Here is a 16,629-nt window from a genome sequence, read left to right as displayed (position 1 = left end):
TCTATCATGTCAAGCGGTAGACAAGCCGCACAATCTGCGGCAGATTTGCGACAATTCGCTACCAAGCAGCTCACTGGATTGATGTAACGTTACATTCATGAGACTGACCAACGCCAAGTCTGTGAAACAGGGCATCCGTGCCGTCGCCGCGCGCGCCGGCGTGTCGACGGCATCGGTCTCGCGCGCCCTCAACAATCCCGATGCGGTGAGCCCCTCCTTGCGTGCGCGCATCGAACAGGCCATCGACGCGCTGGGCTACATCCCGCACGCGCCCGCGCGCATCCTGTCATCGCGTCGCTCGCGCACGCTTGGCGCGATCGTGCCGACGATCGACAACACGATGTTCGCGCGCGGCATCGCCTCGCTCCAGCAGTATCTCTCGTCGGTCGGATACATGCTGTTCCTCACCACGAGCGGATATGATCTCGACGTCGAATTGCAGCAGGCGCGCAACCTGATCAGCCGCGGTGTCGACGGCCTCGTGCTGCGCGGCGATTGCCATCACGAAGGATTGCGCAAGCTGCTCGCGGACAATGCGGTGCCCTTCATCAACGTCGGCATCTACCAGCCTGACCGGCCCTACCCTTGCGTCGGAACGGACAACGAAGCCGCCGCCCATCGCGCCGCCGCGCATGTCATCGAACTCGGCCATCGCCGCATCGGCATCGTCTCGGCACTCCAGCGCAACAACGACCGCGCCAGCGCACGTGTCGCCGGCTTTCGCCGCGCGCTGACCGAGAAAGGACTCGAACTTCCTCCGCAATGGCACGTCGAGGTGCCCTATACCCTGGACGACGCGCGCGAAGCGGCCCGCCATCTCCTGAGCCTCGAGGACCGTCCGACGGCCGTCGTGTGCGGCAACGACGTGATCGCCTATGGCGTGTTGCTCGAGGCGGAGCGCGATGGATTCTTGGTGCCGCGCGATCTGTCGGTCGTCGGCTTCGACGACCTCGACTGGAGCCGCCATTTGCGGCCGAGCCTGACCACGATCCATGTTCCGACCGGAGAAACCTGGCAGCGCGCCGGAGAGTATCTGGTGCGCAACCTGGCCGGCGAGCAGACAATCATGCATCGCGAGATCGACTTTTCGCTGGTGGTCCGCGAATCCACGGCTCCGCCTCCGAAATCCCTGAAGTGAGACCCTTCCCATGAGTTCGAATTTTTCTCTCGCGCCCGGCTTTCATGCCGTCGTGATCGGCGGCGCCGGCGACATTGGCGCCGCGATCAGCAATCAATTTTGCGATCTCGGCGCGACCGTGACTGCAACGGGCGCCAATGACGCCGATCTCGCCCGCACGCTGCTCAAGCCACGCGCCGGGCTCTCGCTCGCAACGCTCGATGTTACCGATGACGGCGCTGTCACGTCTTTCGCGCGGCAGCACAAGCGCGTCGACGCGCTCATCAACTGCGCCGGGATTCTCGCGCGTGACAAGGAATTCGAGATCGAGACTTTCATGAAGGTGCTCGACGTCAATCTCACCGGCACGTTCCGGACCTGCATGGCGTTCCGTCCGCAACTGGCAGAGCAGAAAGGTTCGATCGTCAACATCGCCTCGATGAATGCCACGCTGGCGCTGCCGCGGATTCCCGCCTATTGCGCCAGCAAGGGCGGCGTCGTGATGCTGACCAAGGCGCTGGCCTTGAAGTGGGCCGAGGAAGGTATCCGCGTCAATGCCGTCGCACCCGGTTATGTCGAAACCGCGATCAACGCCGCCGGCCGCACCGATCTCGCACATTACCAACGCATCGCCGACCGCACAGCCTTCAAGCGCTGGGGACAGCCGGAAGACATTGCCGGCGCGGTTGCCTTCCTCTGCATGCCGGCCTCGCAATACGCGACCGGCACCGTCGTTGCTGTGGATGGCGGGTTTCTGGCGGGGTAGCGTGCAGCCCTACGCGCCCAGAGCTTTTCGGTTGAACGTTCGCAGGAGGCGCAACGACAACGTCCGCACGTTCGCGACGTTCAACAGCCAAGCCGTGGCGGCATAGGCAACGCTGCCCGCGAGGCTGACGATGATCAGCGAGAGGATGCCGGTGCCGCTGACCTGCGACCGCGCAACAAGGATCGCAGCGGCCATCGCCGCCGCCGAAGCGGCAACGCCGGCGAGGCGGTTGAAGTCGAACGGCACGGGATGGGCGCGGTGCATCAGGGCGACGGCGACGACGAAGCCGAGCGCCTCGGTGGCGAGCGTCGCCAGCGCCGCACCGTAAAGGCCGTAGCCGGCGACCAGGGCGAACATCAGGGCCACGCTCACAACAAGCGTGAGGAACGACTGCGCCGCCAGCATGAAGGGCCGCTCGGCGAGCTGGAAACTGATCTGCACATAGAATTGATTGGCGATGCCGAAGAAACGGGCGAGCACCAGCGTCGGCAGCAACGCCGACACGCCGGCGCGGAAATCGACGCCCACGAGCGTGCCCGCGACCTGGTCCGCCGCAAGCGCGAGCCAGACGGCGACGGGCGCGACGACGACGAGCAGCAGCTCGAGGCTCTCGGTCAGCCGCTCCCGCGTTACCTCGTTGTTTTTCTCCGACAACGACCGGAACACCAGCGGCACGGTTGCCGCGGCGACGCTGGAAGCGATCATGACCATGAACTGGCGCGGCAGATCGGCGGCGACGCCAAAAATCCCGGCGGCGTCCTTGCCGAGCCAGTAAGCGACAATGAGGCGGTCGCAGGCCGAATAGACCGCAACGGAAAGGCCGGCCAGCGTCAGCGGCAGGCCGTAGCGCGCCAACTGCATGAACTGGCTGCGCCGGAAGCGCGCGATCCTGGTCCGGTCGCCGACGAGGTTCAGGATGATGCCCGTAAGCGAACCCAGGCCGAATGCAGCGAGCAGCCCCAATCCCCCCCAGCCGAGCCAGATGCCGAGCAGGCCAAAGCCGACGCTCGACACGCTGCGCACGATCGAGATCGCCGCAAACCTGTAGGGGCGCAATTTGGCGCGTTCGAATTCCTGGCCGACATCGACGGCGTTGGCCATGATCGCGACGAACATGCTGGCGAGCAGCAGCTCAGCACTCACGTCGCTGCGGAACAGAAAGACCAGCGGCGTGGTGGCGCAGAGGACCGCGACCGTCAGCGCGAAGGCAACCATCGCCGTGCCGCGGAAATCCACCTCCGCCGACATCGCCTGATAGCGGGACACCGACAGCTTGATCCAGGCGAAGAAGATCGCGCCCAATATGCCGGCAAGGCTGATGCCGACGACATAGACGCCGTACTCCGCCGGTGTCAGCAGCCGCGTGTAGGCCGTGACCGCAAAGAAGCCCACCGCCGCGGGCAGGATGTAGGCGACGAGATAAATAGAGAAATGGCGGTTCAGCATGCGAGCACGGGACCGGCAACATTGTTGCGATTGTGACGGCCGTTAATCAATTGGACCGTGGCGGGGCGAATGAACTGCGCCGCAGCATCTCTCAAGAGTGTCACATAAGTCTGGAGATCGGGCGGCGAATCAAGCTGAGCGGCCGCTTTCGCGGGTTAGCGTTAAATTTGCCCTTTCCTTCAAGCGGCCTGCGCAATCACCGAAAAGAAACCACGATCTTAGACGTCTTCCGACACTTTCCAGTTAACCCAACAAGGGAAAACCCCGGCGTCGCAAGGCGCCGCTTGGTACATTCCTACGTTGGTTCCGAAAGGAAGGCCGTGACCAGTCTCGACAGACGCGAATTTCTCCTCGGCAGCGCGGCAGCACTCGCGGCGGGGGCATCGGCGTCTGCCGCGCCGGCATCAAAACTCGCCCAGCGGCGTCCTGGTTTCGGCGCTGCGGCCACGCTCTGGGACCTGCAAGCCGATCCGCGGCTCGGCGACGCCATCAGCACCTATTGCACGCAGGTGGTGCCGGTGCTCGAGCTGAAATGGCCGATGCTGCGACCGGACGCGCATACGTTCGCTTTCGAACGCGCGGACGCGATCCTGGACTTCGCCCGGCAGAACGATCTGACGATGCGCGGCCACGCGCTCGCCTGGTATCACGACATTCCGGACTGGACCAAGCAGATCAAGGACAGCAAGGGCGTCGAGCGCGCCTACGTCGACCACATCGGCACCGTCGTCTCCTACTACAAGGACAAGCTGACCTCGTGGGACGTCGTCAACGAGCCGATCCCAGACAATCCCCACAGTCCGAAAGACCGGCGCGACACGTTCTGGACGCAGCATCTGGGCAACAACTGGATTCCGCTGGCCTTCCGCACGGCGGCCGCGGCCGATCCGTTCGTCAAGCTTGCGATCAACGAATATGACATCGAGTCGGCGAAGGATTCGTTCATTGCCAAGCGCACGGCGTACCGCAATCTGATCATGGACCTGCTCGACCAGGGCGTGCCGTTGCACGCCGTGGGCCTGCAATCGCATCTGCATGCCGAGCTCGATATCGACACGCATGGGCTCGCCGAATTCGTCACCGAGCTGCGCTCCTGGGGACTGGAGGTTCTCGTCACCGAGCTCGACGTCGACGACCAGAAGCTGACGGGCAATCCGGCGCAGCGCGACGCCATCGTCGCCAAGCGCGTCGATGATCTCTTGACGGCGATTTCGACCAGCGGACCGGTGCGCTCGATCCTGACCTGGGGCCTCTCGGATCGCTATAGCTGGATCAACGGCACCTTCGCCCGCGCGGACAAGCAGCCGAACCGCCCCTTGCCGCTCGACGGCGAGTTCAAGCCGAAGCCGTTCATGGACGTCATCAGCAAGTTCACGAAGGACGCCTGAGAGCGTCGGATCTCAGCGCGTCTTCGGCACCTCGAATTCGGCCTCGTCGCCTATGTGGTCGGGTGACAGGCTCGGACCGCGGCGATCGCGCGAGCCGAAGCGGAACACGTCGCGGATGTCGTCGATCGAGGTCGACGAATAGGACTGGATGCAGAGCGCGACCTGCTCCGGCGAGGCGGCGATCATTATCGCTTCGATCGCCGGGCGGTCGAGCCGCGTGTCGTCCCAATGCGAGACGGCGATGCTGTTTTCCGTCACCCGGTGCGCCGCCAGATGCTTCGGCGAATTTGCGACGAAGTGGCCGTAGAGCAGATACTCCGAGAACTTCTTCTTCCGGCATAGTGCCAGAATCCAGTTCAATCCCGTCGCCGACTTGATTGCGTCGGTCATCGCGCGCGCGGTGTCCCTGTCCCAGACCAGCGCGTTGCCGACATAGTCGTCCGCGGGGAAGGACCTGTCCTTTACGCCTAGGAGCTGGTCGACCGTGCGCAGCCACAGGCCGTGCAGGGGCGCATCGGCGCTGATGGCCTTCGGAGTGACAAACAGCGGCGTCTTCTCACTGCCGGCATATTGACCGACGTCGAATTCGCGGAAGAACAGATTGTCCGAATCCAGGATGCAGACGCGCTGCTCCGGCGCGTTGAGGACGCCGGCGATCTTGAGGATCTGCTGGATGTGCCAGCCATGGACGGGCGACGACAGCAGCGAGAGCCAGACGCGCCGTTTGCTGATGAACTGGAGAGCCGGCGGCAGCGCCCAGAGCCATTTCGGCAAATAGCGCGAGGCCGGAACGATGACGCGCTTGTCGGAAGCGAACCGCGCGAACAGCGGCAAATCCTCATCGTTAACGAGAACATAATGCCGCGTGTAGCCCGTGAGCCAGGTGTCGATGCTCTCGCTGAGCAGCGAAAAGCGTTCGATATCCTTGGCGTAGCTGGCGGTCAGCAGGGCAACGGAATGCATGGATCGTGCTCAAATGGCCATCAAGCCGCACTCATAGCCGCGTCGAGACGCGTTGGATACTTACATTCGCAATCAAGGTAAAATGAAACGAAGCATTAGCCATCCGACGGCAACCCCTGCTCGATGCTGCGAAAGCGCAGCGGCGCCAGGGCGGAGGCGCGCTGCCACCAGTCGGCGACGCGGTCGTCGAGCACGGTCGCGCCGCGGCCCTGGCCGGGAAAGATCCGGATCTGCTGAACCGCCTCGGCTTCGAACCCTTTGCTCTTGCGGGTGATCTTGAGGGCGGCGCCCTCGCGGTCGCGCTGGGTCAGCGGGACCAGCAGGCGGCCGCGCGGGCGGAGCGACTGAAGCCAGAGCGGATGCGGGTGCGAGAAGCCGGCATGCACGATGATCACGTCGGCCGGCGCGCCGGTCTTCTCACATCCATCCCCATGGACGACATCGACGTTGCGATAGGGGCGAAGGTAATTCGCGGCGCGAGCGGCAAGCCGCCCGTCGCATTCGATTGCATGCACCCTGCCCTTGGGGCCCACGATCTTCGACAACACCGCCGAGAAATAGCCGAGCCCGCAGCCGATCTGGACCACGCGGTCCTTCTCCCCGACGTCGAGCAGATCGACGAAATGCGCCCACAGGCTCGGCAGCCCGGTGTCGAGCCTGCGGCGCGCATCGATCGCGACCAGCACATTGTCGTAAAGATGAACGGGATCGGCATCTGGCGTCAGCCGGTAGCTGCGCGCCGCCTCGCTCTTGATGCGCCAGGGTCCCTTCGCCAGAAAATCCTCGCGCGGGATCGCGGCGAGTGCTTCGAGCAGGCGTGGCGAGGAGATCCGCTCGCGCTTCGCAATCAACTCGGCGTAACGCACGCGCGCGGCGGTCAGATCGCTCATCTCACGGGATCGGCCTGTTCACGGACGGGCGCGTCCCCTCCGAGCTCGTCGACGAGCTGCATCGCCTGCTTCAGATCCGGGGTGGAAAAGCCCTCGCTGAACCTGCCGACGATTGGCACGAGCAGGAGACTTGCGTGCTCACGCTTGCCGGCTTCGTGCGACAGGCGTGCAAGGCTGACCGCGGCCCGAAGCTCCCATGACAGCGCGCCCTGCTTGCGCGCGGTCTCCAGCGACAGGGCGAACAGGTCCTCGGCCTCCTGCACCGACGCCGGATCACCGTTCGACATCGTGATCTCGCCTTGCAGGCGATAGACCTCGGCGAGATAGGAGTGATCGCCGGTCCGTCTGGCGGTCGCGAGCGCGCCGTCCAGCGCGCGCAAGGCGGCATCGCGCATCCCGACCTTGGCGTAGGCCTCCGCAAGCAGGCAGCGGAACCAGCAGCCGGCGAGCCAGGAATCCATCGCCTCGTATTCGTCGAGGCCGAGGCGCATCTGGCTGAGACCTTCGTCGGCCTCGCCGAGCTGCGCCAGCGCCCAGCCGCGCAGGATCGCCGCCTGCTGCTTCCAATGCAGGAAATTGTGCTCGGTGGCGATGATCATGGCGCGGTTGGCGTGGTCGCGCGTGCCCTCGACGTCGCGCAAATGCTGGCAGAGATAGGCGCCGAACACGAGCGCGAAGGCGAGCGTGAAGGGATGGCGGATCTTCTCGGCATTCGCGATCGCCTGCTCGTTGTGCTGGCGCGCCGCGTCGGGCCGGCCGAGGAACCAGAGGAGATAGCCGAGATAGGACAGCGAAACGACGCCGGGATCGGTGCCGTGCCGCTCCATCAGATCGGAATGCAAATCGGGGCTGTAGAGATTGATGCAGCGGTGCAGATGATGTTGTGAAGCAGCAAAGCGGCCGCGATAGAGCATGGTCATCGCGATCGAGCGGTGCGCCTCGATCAGATAGCCGGTCTGCTGCGCCGGCTGCGTCCGCTCGTTCAGCCGCTCGCGCTTGGCGAACTTCAACAGCTCGACGCTGAGATCGTGCGCGCGGGTGAGATCGGCGCGGATGAAATGGCAGACCCAGAGCCCGCGCGTGGCGGCAAAGGCCTTTTCGTCGTCGTCGAGCTGCTGGCCGAGCTCGAGCGCGCGGATGTAATTCTCCTCGACCTCCTGCACGGCGTAGCCCCTGGCGGCAATCAATGCGTTGCCGAGCGCGATGCGCAGCTCGAGCTCCATCTCGTCGGCGCCCTGCATGCGCGCATTGGCCTGCACGACGCTCAAGCCCCGGCGCAAATGCCCGATCGCCTCCAGATTGGCGCCGCTCTTGGCCGCCTGCTTGCCGGCCTTGAGCCAGAAGCTTGCGGCGCCCTCGCTCTGCCCGGACTCGGTGAGGTGATGGGCGAGCAGTTCCGGTTCGCGCTCGGTCTTCTCCGGATACATCTCGGCGAGCACCTGGGCGATCCGAGAATGCAGCTTGCGCCGCTCGCTGTGCAGCAGGCTCGCATGCGCGGCGTTCTGGATCATCACGTGCTTGAAGGAATAGAGCGCGTCCGGCGGATGGCCGCGGCGCATGATCAACCCCGCCTCCTCCAGGTGATTGAGCGCGGCCTCGACCTGCTCCGCCGGCGTGTTGGCGACCGCGTGCAGCGTCTTGTAGGAGAACTCGCGGCCGATGGTGCCGCCGATTTGCGCGATCCGCTTGAACGGCCCCATCCGGTCCAGCCGCGCCATCAGCGAGTCGGTCAGGGTTGCCGGGATCGCGAGCTGCCGCCACGGGCCCGACAGCACGTAGCGCCCGTGCCGCTCGGTCAGTAGATCGGATTCCAGAACGGTCTTGGTCAGCTCTTCGAGGAACAGCGGGACGCCATCGGTCTTGACGATGATCTCCTCGACGACCTCCTTGGGAAGCTCGCGGCCCGCAACGCGCTCGACCAGCGTCGCGCGCAGCTGCCGGCTCAAGCGGTTCAGCACCAGCGTCGTGATGTGCGAATGCGCGTTCCAGCTTGGCTGGAATTCGGAGCGCGCGGTGATGATGACCAGGATCGGCCGGTTCTGCACGCGGTCGACCAGGAGGTCGATCACCTCACGGGAGGTCGGATCGATCCAGTGCAGATCTTCAAAGGCGATCACCAGCGGCAGCTCGCGCGCAAGGCCGAGGAAGTGATTGACCAGCGCCGCGACGGTTGCATCCTTCTGCTGCTGCGGCGACAGCTCGAGCGGCGGATAGCGATCCCCCGTCGGGATCGACAGCAGCGCGGCAAACAGCGGCGTGACCTGCTCGATATCGCCATGAGCGGCGGTGATCGCGGTCTCCAGGCTCGCCAGCGACTGCGCGGAAGCATCCTCGCGGTCGAGGCCGAGCGAGAGTTTGAGCTGCTCGGCGAACGGATAGAACGCCGTGGAGGTGTAATAGGGTGAACACTGGAACGAGACCTGTCCATGGCGGTCGCCCGATATCCGCTCGAAGATCTCCTGGATGATGCGCGACTTGCCGATGCCGGGCTCGCCGAACTTGACCACGACCTGGCCCTCGCCCTCCTTGACCTGCAGCCAGCGCCCCATCAGGAGCGCAATCTCTTCCTCGCGGTTGACGAGCGGGGTCAGCCGCGTGCCCATGGCGGCGGCGAAGCGGGTCTCCACCCGCGAGGCGCGCATCACGTGCCAGGCCTGTGCTTTCTCGGAGATGCCTTTCAAGACATGGGCGCCGAGATTGCGGTAGTCGAACTTCCCCTTCAGCAGCGACTGGGTCGAGGAGGAAATCACCACGCCGTTGGGCGGCGCCAGTCCTTGCAGGCGTGCGGCCAGATTGACGGTCTCTCCAACCGCGGAATCGCGCTCCTCGGTGCCCTGTCCCACGAGATCGCCGACCACGACAAGACCGGTCGCAATTCCGATGCGGACGGCGGGAGCGTGGCTCAGCGCACCGCGCGGCTCGGTCGCGCGCGCGGTCGACAGCATCCGCACAATATCGAGCCCGGCCCGCACCGCGCGCTCGGCATCGTCCTCATGCGCGGTCGGATAGCCGAAATAGACCAAAATGCCGTCGCCGACGAAGCGGGCGGCAAAGCCCTCGTAATGCTTCACCACACGGACGCAGGTTTCGCGGAAGCTCGCGATCAGGTCGCGCACGTCTTCCGGATCGAACTGCACCGACAGCGAGGTGGAATCCACCATGTCGCAGAACATCGTGGTGAGCTGACGCCGCTCGGCGCCGACCTCCGTGCGGGCTTGCGGACGCGCCGCAGCGAGCGGCGCTTCGGCCCCTTCAGCCTGGAACAACGCCGCCATCGCCCGCTGGAGCCGCTTGCGATCGCCCAGCGGCAGTCCGAGCGCGACGAGATCGGATTCGGTCAGGTCGCCCATGACGTCGAGATCGAGGCGGTGCTGCACGAACAGATCGCTGTACTGGCCAAGACCGATGCCTTCGAGCCAGCGCTGCAATCCGCCTTCCGTTCCCGGTTCTATCTCCAGCATGGTGATTTCCGCCCGACAATTACTCCGTCGAAGGGCTTAAGGCCCCTCAACCACAGATTTTGGGGCCCAAACTTCACCTCGGACTGGACGCGTTCCCTTAGTTCCTGAAAGAATAGCTCAATCAGATCAAAAGGGAATGGACTTGTCGGACATTGCATCCCGAGCCGGAGAGGGATCAACCGAAACCAAGGTCTTTGCCCATCTCGGCGGCCTTCTCGACTTCTATGCGCGGAAGACGCCGGCGGCACCTGCCCTCCTTGCCCCTGGCCGTCCGGCCCTTAACTACGGCGTGCTTGGCCAGCGGACGCAGGATCTCGTCCGTACGCTGCGCGGGCTCGGCATTGCCCCTGCCGACCGGATTGCGGTTGCACTGCCGCGCGGCGCCGACAGCGCGCTGGCATTGATCGCGGTCGCCTCAAGCTGCGCCTGCGTCCCGGTCAATCCCGATCTGACCGCGGACGAGCTGCAACGCTGTTTCAGCGAATTGAAGCTGACGGCGCTCGTCACGGGGGCCGACATGAACTCAGCCGCTCGCGGCGTCGCCAAGGCGCTCGATATCGCGGTGATCGATTTCGTGCCGGGGCCGCAGCACGATCTCGGCGGCTGCGCGTTCGTCGGCCCGGCTGTCGGGCCCGCGACCGCCAGCGGCGCCTCGCGCGGCGATGACGATGCGTTCATCCTCTTGACGTCAGGCACGGCGGCGCGGCCGAAAATGGTGCCGTTGACACATCGCAATGTGTGCCTGTCCGCCACCAATGCCGGCCGCGTGCTGTCGCTCGCATCCCAAGATCGACTGCTCAACATCCTGCCGCTATTCCACGCCCATGGCCTGATCTCCGGCCTGCTGACGGCGCTGGCCGCGGGCTCCAGCGTGATCTGCACCAACGGCTTTGACGCATCGTCCTTCTTCGGCTGGATGCGGGAGCTGCAACCGACCTGGTACACGGCGGTGCCGACCATCCATCGCGCGCTGCTCACGGCGGCGGAAGCGAACCCGGACCGCGCCCGGTCGTCGTCGCTGCGCGTGATCCGCTCGGCTTCCGCCTCGCTTGCGCCTGCGATCCTGAACGGGTTGGAGGCGACGTTCGGCGTTCCCGTGCTCGAAACCTACGGCATGACGGAAGCGGCCTCGCAGATCGCGGCCAATCCGTTCGAGCTGCGCAAGGTCGGATCGGTCGGCCGCGCCGCGGGCCCCGAGATCGCGATCATGGACGAGGCGGGCCGCACGCTTGCGCGTGGCGAGCATGGCGAGATCATGCTGCGGGGACCGAATATGAGCCGCGGCTATTATAATGACGAGGCGGCGACACGGGCCGCGTTCCGCAACGGCTGGTTCCGGACCGGCGACCTCGGCTATCTCGACGCCGATGGCTATCTCTTCATCGTCGGCCGCATCAAGGACGTCATCAACCGCGGCGGGCAGAAGATCTCGCCCCTGGAGGTGGAAGAGATCCTGCTCAGCCATCCGGCGGTGCTGGAGGCCGGCGTGTTTGCCGTCCCGCACCAGACGCTCGGCGAAAACGTCGCCGCCGTCGTGGTGCTGCGACCGAACTCCGAAGCGACTTCGGACCAGCTTCGGCAGTTCGCGCGCAAACGTCTTGCGGCCTACAAGGTACCGAGCCTGATCCGCAGCGTGGCCGCACTGCCGAAGGGCGCGAGCGGCAAGGTCAAGCGCAACGCGCTGGCCGATCTGATCGCAACCGCGGAGCATGGCGAGGAAGCGCAATTGCCGCGCAACGCGCTGGAGAGTCAACTCGCGGGGATCTGGGCCGGCCTGTTGGAGCTGCCGCAGGTCGGCATCGATCAGGACGTCTTTGCGCTCGGCGCGGACTCGCTCGCGGTGACGCAGATGCGCTCACGCCTGCGCGAACGCTTCAATGTCGAGTTCTCGTTCGAGGATATCTTTGATTGTGCCACGGTCGCATCGCTTGCGGCCCGGATCGAGACCGCCACAATTCATCGCGAGGCGATGCTGCCGGCATGGCACCAGACGGCGGCAGGAGACGCGCCGCTGTCGTTCCAGCAGCACCGCATGTATGTGCTCTCGCGGCTCGATCAGACCCGTTACAACTATAATGTCGTTGAACTCGCTGTTCTCAAAGGCCTGGTCGACGTCGCCGCGCTTTCTGCGAGCCTCACATCGATCTGCGCGCGCCACGAGGCACTGCGCTCGGTCTTCATCGAACGCCAGGGCGAGCCGGCGCAACGGGTGCTGCAATCACCTCCACGGTTCGAGCGGATCAAGCTCAAGCCCTGCGCCGCGGACAAGCGGGCCGCGGTGATCCGGCGCGAGGCGCTCAAGCTCGCGCAATATCCGTTCGACCTGACGCGCGAGCCGCCGCTGAAGGTCACCCTGCTGTCGTTCGACAAATCCAGCCACGCGCTGGTGGTCAACGTCCATCACCTCGTCACAGACGGCTGGTCGCAGCGGCTGTTCTGGGAGGAGCTTGCCGCCCATTATGTCGCCGCGCGCAAGGCGAGCGCGGCGACGCTGCCGCCGCCCGCCTGCCAGTATCGCGACTTTGCGCTGTGGCAGCAGAGCTGGGCCCAGACACCGGCGGCGAAGGAGCAGCTCGACTACTGGAGGACGCAGCTCGACGGCGTCACCACGCTGCCGCTGCGGACCGACCGGCCAAGACCGGAGATCTGGAGCGGTCACGGCGCCCGTCACTATCTCGAATTCTCCAAAACGCTGTCGGCTGGTGTGAGAGCCCTGAGCCAGGACCAGGGCATCACGCCTTTCATGACGCTGCTCGCGGCTTTCCAGTGCCTGTTGTTCCGCCACACCGGACACGAGGATGTCGCGACGGGATCGCTGATCGCCAACCGCAACCAGATCGAGAGCGAGCGACTGATCGGGCTGTTCGCCAACACCCTGATCCTGCGCAACGATTTTGCCGGCGACCCGAGTTTTGGCGAACTGTTGCGGCGGGTGCGGCAGGTCACGCTTGATGCCTACCGCAACCAGGACCTCCCGATCGAGGAAGTGCTGCGCGCGCTCCAGATCGCGCGCCGGAGCGATGGCAATCCACTGTTCCGGATCATGTTCATTCTCCAGAACGCCTCGATCGAGACGGCACGTTTCCCCGGCCTGTCGACGCGCCGGCTGGAGCTCGACCCGAAAGTCGCGCGCTTCGACATCACACTCGAACTGGTCGAGGCCGACGGCGGCTTCACCGGCTTTTTCGAATACGCCACTGATCTGTTCGACGCGGCGACCATCGAAGGCATGGCCGTTCAGTTCAAGACTCTGCTCAAGGCCGTGACCGCCAATCCGGAGCAGCGCATCTCGCGGCTGCCGCTCCTGACGGAGGCCGAACGCCGGCAGTTGCTGGCGAAAGGCCAGGGCGTAGCGGCCGATTTCATCACGCGCGGCAACTTAAGCGAACGCTTCGACCGCCAGGTCAGGCGGACGCCGAACGCGATCGCGGTGTCGGACCGAAGCGCAACCCTGACCTATCGCGAGCTGGCCCGCCGCAGCGAGGCCGCCGCGCGCTGGCTGGCGCGCGAAGGCGTCGGTGCCGAGAGCGTGGTCGCCTTGCTTGCGGATCGCGGGCTCGACCTGCTCGCCGCGATGATCGCCGTGCAGCGCGCAGGCGCGGCCTTCCTCAATCTCGATCCCGACCAGCCGCCGGCGCGGCTCGCGACGATCCTCGGATCGAGCTGCGCCCGCATGCTGCTGACCGGGCGTGCGCAGTCGCCCATGGTCGAGGCGCTGCTCGAACCACTGGTCGAACGCATCCATGTCGCCAAGCTCGAGGACGTGATCGCGCCCGGATCGACCAGGCCGGCCCGCGCCGCGCGGCGCGCAGCCTCGAGCCTCGCCTATCTCATCTACACATCCGGCTCGTCCGGAGCGCCGAAGGGCGTCATGATCGAACAGCGCGGTCTGTCAAACCATCTGGCGGCGCTCATTTCCGAGCTTAAACTTTCGGCCAGGGACGTGATCGCGCAGACGGCGCCGCAGAGTTTTGTCATCTCGGTGTGGCAGTTCCTCGCGGGCCTCATGGTCGGCGCGCGCGTCCATGTCTGTGCCAGCGCGATCGTGCAGGACCCGATCCTGCTCGCGCGGGAAATCGAGCGCGAAGGCATCACGGTGCTCGAGATCGTGCCTTCGCTGTTGCGCGTGATCCTCGATCGCATGAACGAGGCGCCGATCCGGCGCGCCTTCGCAAGGCTGCGCCTCCTGATCTCGACCGGCGAACCGCTGCCCGTCGATGTCTGTCGCGCCTGGTTTGCGCGCTGCCCGAAGGTACCGCTGATCAACGCCTATGGCGCGTCGGAATGTTCCGACGACGTCTCGCTGCATCGCCTGACCAAAGCGCCGGCGGCCGCGACGGGCAACGTCCCGGTCGGTGCGCCGCTGCCGAACACCCAGCTCTACGTGCTCGACGCAAACCTCCAGCCTCAGCCGGTCGGCGTGACCGGTGAACTCTGCATCGGCGGCGCCGGAATCGGCCGCGGCTATGTCAACGATCCCGCGCAGAGCAAACAGCGCTTCCTGCCCGATCCATTCGCTCGCCGCACCGGCAGGCTTCTGTACCGTACCGGCGACCTCGCGCGCCGCCGCGACGATGGGACGATCGAATGCCTTGGCCGCGCCGACCACCAGGTCAAGGTCCGCGGCTATCGTGTCGAGCTCAAGGAGATCGAGAACGCGCTTGCCGACCATCCCGCTGTGCGCGCCGGCATCGTCGAGCCGCGCCGCGAGGCGAGCGGCGATGTCAGGCTGATCGCCCATATCGTCGCAAGGACCGGCGGCCAGAGCAGCGCCAGCGAGCTGCGCCAGTTCCTGAAGAGCCGGCTGCCGGGCCATGCCATCCCGTCCGCATTCCTGTTCCTGGATCAGGTGCCGCTCAATGCCCATGGCAAGATCGACCGGTCCGCGCTGCTGGCGCCGGCGCAGCAGGAAGTCTCCGGGCCGGACGCCGCCGTGCCGGCACGGCGCTTCACCGAAAAGGCGCTCTCGGACATCTGGATCGACCTGCTGAAGGTCGAGAGCCTTGGCGTGACCGACAATTTCTTCGATCTCGGCGGCCATTCGCTGCTGGCGGGCCAGGCGATGGCGCGCGTCGCCCGTGCGCTCGGCGTGTCGCTGCCGATCAAGACCATCTTCGAGGCTCCGACGATCGAAGAACTCGCCCGGCGGGTCGACGAGGCCGTGGCGGCGAAGCCGCGCAAGCCGGCAGCAGGCGTGCCAAGTTTGGCTGGAACAAGGCTGGCTGAAAGCGGGCCACCAACGCTCTCGATCGCGCAGGACCAGATGATGCGGATCGAGCAGAACCTGCCGGACTTGCCGCTGTTCAACCTGCCTTTTGCCTTCCGCCTCCGAGGTCCGCTCGATCCAGCTATCCTCGCGCAGGCGTTCGGCGACATCGTGCGCCGCCACGAATCGCTGCGGACCGGGTTCGGCTGGAGCGGCGAAGAGCCCGTCAGCCGCATCGCCGCACTCAGCGAACTCGGACCTGTCCTCACCGTCGAGGTCATCGGCGACGGACGTCCACACAACAACAAGCGGCGCAAAGCCCTCGAACTCAGGAAAATCGATCTCCTGATCGAGCAGGCGACCTACGTCCCGTTCGACACGGCGCGGCCGCCGCTGTTGCGGGCGCGGCTGTTGCGGCTCCATGCCGACGATCATGTGCTGCTACTGACGCTGCATCATGCCATTGCCGACGGCTGGTCGATCGGCGTGCTGTTCGAGGAGTTGTCCAACCGCTATGCGGCGCTGGCCGGACGTCCGTCTGTGCCGCTGCCGAAACTGCCGCTCGCCTTTTCGGACGTCGCTCGCTGGCAGCGCTGGTGGTGCGGCACCGACGCTGCCCGCCGCCAGGCTGCCGACTGGACCGAGAATCTACGCGGCGCGGCCCCAGTCTTCGACGGCGAACCGAGCCCGAGTGCGTCCACCGGGCATCATCCGGTCAGCATCGAGCGCGAGCTGATCGGCCGGCTCACGGCGTTCGCCAGCCAGCATAACAGCACGCTGTTCACGTGCCTTCTCACCGGCTTGAAAGCCCTGCTGCTGGCGCAGACCGGCCGCAACGACATTTCGGTCGCCACCGCCATGGCCAATCGCACCCAGCCTGACACCGACCGGGTCGTCGGACCGTTCGAGAACACGGTGATCGTCCGTACCCTGATCACGCCGGAGCTGTCGTTCGCGCAAGCCCTGGCCCGGGTGCGTCAGAGCGTACTAGACGCGCATGCGCGCCAGGAGCTGCCGTTCAACATCCTGGCCGACCATCTGGAGCGGGAGGGGATCGATCCAGCCTCGCTGCTCCAGGTCTATTTCACCCTGCAAAATCCACTGCGCCAGCCGCTCGATTTGCCTGACGTCACGATGGAATCGATCGGCCGCATCGCGCGCGAAGGTCAGCCCGTGCTGCCGATCGACCAGACCTGGCTATCGCTGATGCTCAAGGAGCGCCCCACCGGAATCACCGGCTCATGCAATTACAAGAACGAATTGCTCGATGGCCGCAGGGTCGGCGCGTGGATGGCGCATCTCGTCGCGCTGCTGGAGGCGGCCGTCGCCCAACCCAACACGCCGCTCGGCCGATTGCTCGCTCGCAGGGCGGCATGACCGGCTGTACAGGAC

8 protein-coding genes are annotated in these 16,629 nt (G+C 65.5%); 4 read left to right on the top strand and 4 right to left on the bottom strand.

What is annotated here, in order from left to right; translation table 11 throughout:
- The first annotated feature begins 97 nt into the window (after positions 1-97).
- Positions 98-1,138 carry a LacI family DNA-binding transcriptional regulator gene (locus IVA80_RS00785; protein WP_247424499.1) on the top strand — a complete coding sequence of 347 codons (1,041 nt, stop codon included), beginning with the start codon at positions 98-100 and terminating at the stop codon, positions 1,136-1,138.
- Between the two features lie 10 nt (positions 1,139-1,148).
- A complete protein-coding gene (locus tag IVA80_RS00780) occupies positions 1,149-1,883 on the top strand; it encodes an SDR family oxidoreductase (RefSeq protein WP_247424498.1) in 735 nt (244 codons plus the stop codon).
- A 9-nt stretch (positions 1,884-1,892) separates the two neighbouring features.
- Here IVA80_RS00780 and IVA80_RS00775 read toward each other — a convergent pair whose 3' ends face one another.
- Complete coding sequence (locus IVA80_RS00775) at positions 1,893-3,329, bottom strand: oligosaccharide flippase family protein (protein WP_247424496.1); 1,437 nt, start codon at positions 3,327-3,329, stop codon at positions 1,893-1,895.
- A 320-nt stretch (positions 3,330-3,649) separates the two neighbouring features.
- Between IVA80_RS00775 and IVA80_RS00770 the strand changes: the two genes are divergently transcribed.
- A complete protein-coding gene (locus tag IVA80_RS00770) occupies positions 3,650-4,717 on the top strand; it encodes an endo-1,4-beta-xylanase (protein ID WP_247424494.1) in 1,068 nt (355 codons plus the stop codon).
- Positions 4,718-4,729: 12 nt separating this feature from the next.
- Here the strand turns inward: IVA80_RS00770 and IVA80_RS00765 are convergent, their stop codons facing one another.
- The 3 genes from IVA80_RS00765 to IVA80_RS00755 form a co-directional block, all read right to left on the bottom strand.
- The gene (locus tag IVA80_RS00765) at positions 4,730-5,680 is read right to left on the bottom strand and encodes a DUF6492 family protein (protein WP_247424492.1); all 951 of its coding nucleotides are present in this window, start codon (positions 5,678-5,680) and stop codon (positions 4,730-4,732) included.
- Between the two features lie 95 nt (positions 5,681-5,775).
- Complete coding sequence (locus IVA80_RS00760; protein ID WP_247424490.1) at positions 5,776-6,570, bottom strand: rRNA adenine N-6-methyltransferase family protein; 795 nt, start codon at positions 6,568-6,570, stop codon at positions 5,776-5,778.
- A complete protein-coding gene (locus tag IVA80_RS00755; RefSeq protein ID WP_247424488.1) occupies positions 6,567-10,031 on the bottom strand; it encodes an AAA family ATPase in 3,465 nt (1,154 codons plus the stop codon). The genes IVA80_RS00760 and IVA80_RS00755 overlap by 4 nt, the downstream gene beginning before the upstream one ends.
- Before the next feature lie 136 nt (positions 10,032-10,167).
- On the opposite strand from IVA80_RS00755, the gene IVA80_RS00750 reads away from it, so the two are divergent.
- Complete coding sequence (locus IVA80_RS00750) at positions 10,168-16,614, top strand: non-ribosomal peptide synthetase (protein ID WP_247424486.1); 6,447 nt, start codon at positions 10,168-10,170, stop codon at positions 16,612-16,614.
- The last annotated feature ends 15 nt before the right edge of the window (positions 16,615-16,629 follow it).

Source organism: Bradyrhizobium sp. 139, from assembly GCF_023074175.1.
Classification (GTDB): domain Bacteria; phylum Pseudomonadota; class Alphaproteobacteria; order Rhizobiales; family Xanthobacteraceae; genus Bradyrhizobium.
Note: the sequence above shows the minus strand (reverse complement) of the source record. Positions and strands in the feature narration are given on the sequence as shown.

What these genes read in the sequence shown, in the direction of transcription:
- IVA80_RS00765 (WP_247424492.1), bottom strand. Translation starts at nt 5,680, where the DNA reads ATGCATTCCGTTGCCCTGCTGACCGCCAGCTACGCCAAGGATATCGAA.
- IVA80_RS00750 (WP_247424486.1), top strand. Translation starts at nt 10,168, where the DNA reads ATGGACTTGTCGGACATTGCATCCCGAGCCGGAGAGGGATCAACCGAA.
- IVA80_RS00785 (WP_247424499.1), top strand. Translation starts at nt 98, where the DNA reads ATGAGACTGACCAACGCCAAGTCTGTGAAACAGGGCATCCGTGCCGTC.
- IVA80_RS00780 (WP_247424498.1), top strand. Translation starts at nt 1,149, where the DNA reads ATGAGTTCGAATTTTTCTCTCGCGCCCGGCTTTCATGCCGTCGTGATC.
- IVA80_RS00760 (WP_247424490.1), bottom strand. Translation starts at nt 6,570, where the DNA reads ATGAGCGATCTGACCGCCGCGCGCGTGCGTTACGCCGAGTTGATTGCG.
- IVA80_RS00755 (WP_247424488.1), bottom strand. Translation starts at nt 10,031, where the DNA reads ATGCTGGAGATAGAACCGGGAACGGAAGGCGGATTGCAGCGCTGGCTC.
- IVA80_RS00775 (WP_247424496.1), bottom strand. Translation starts at nt 3,329, where the DNA reads ATGCTGAACCGCCATTTCTCTATTTATCTCGTCGCCTACATCCTGCCC.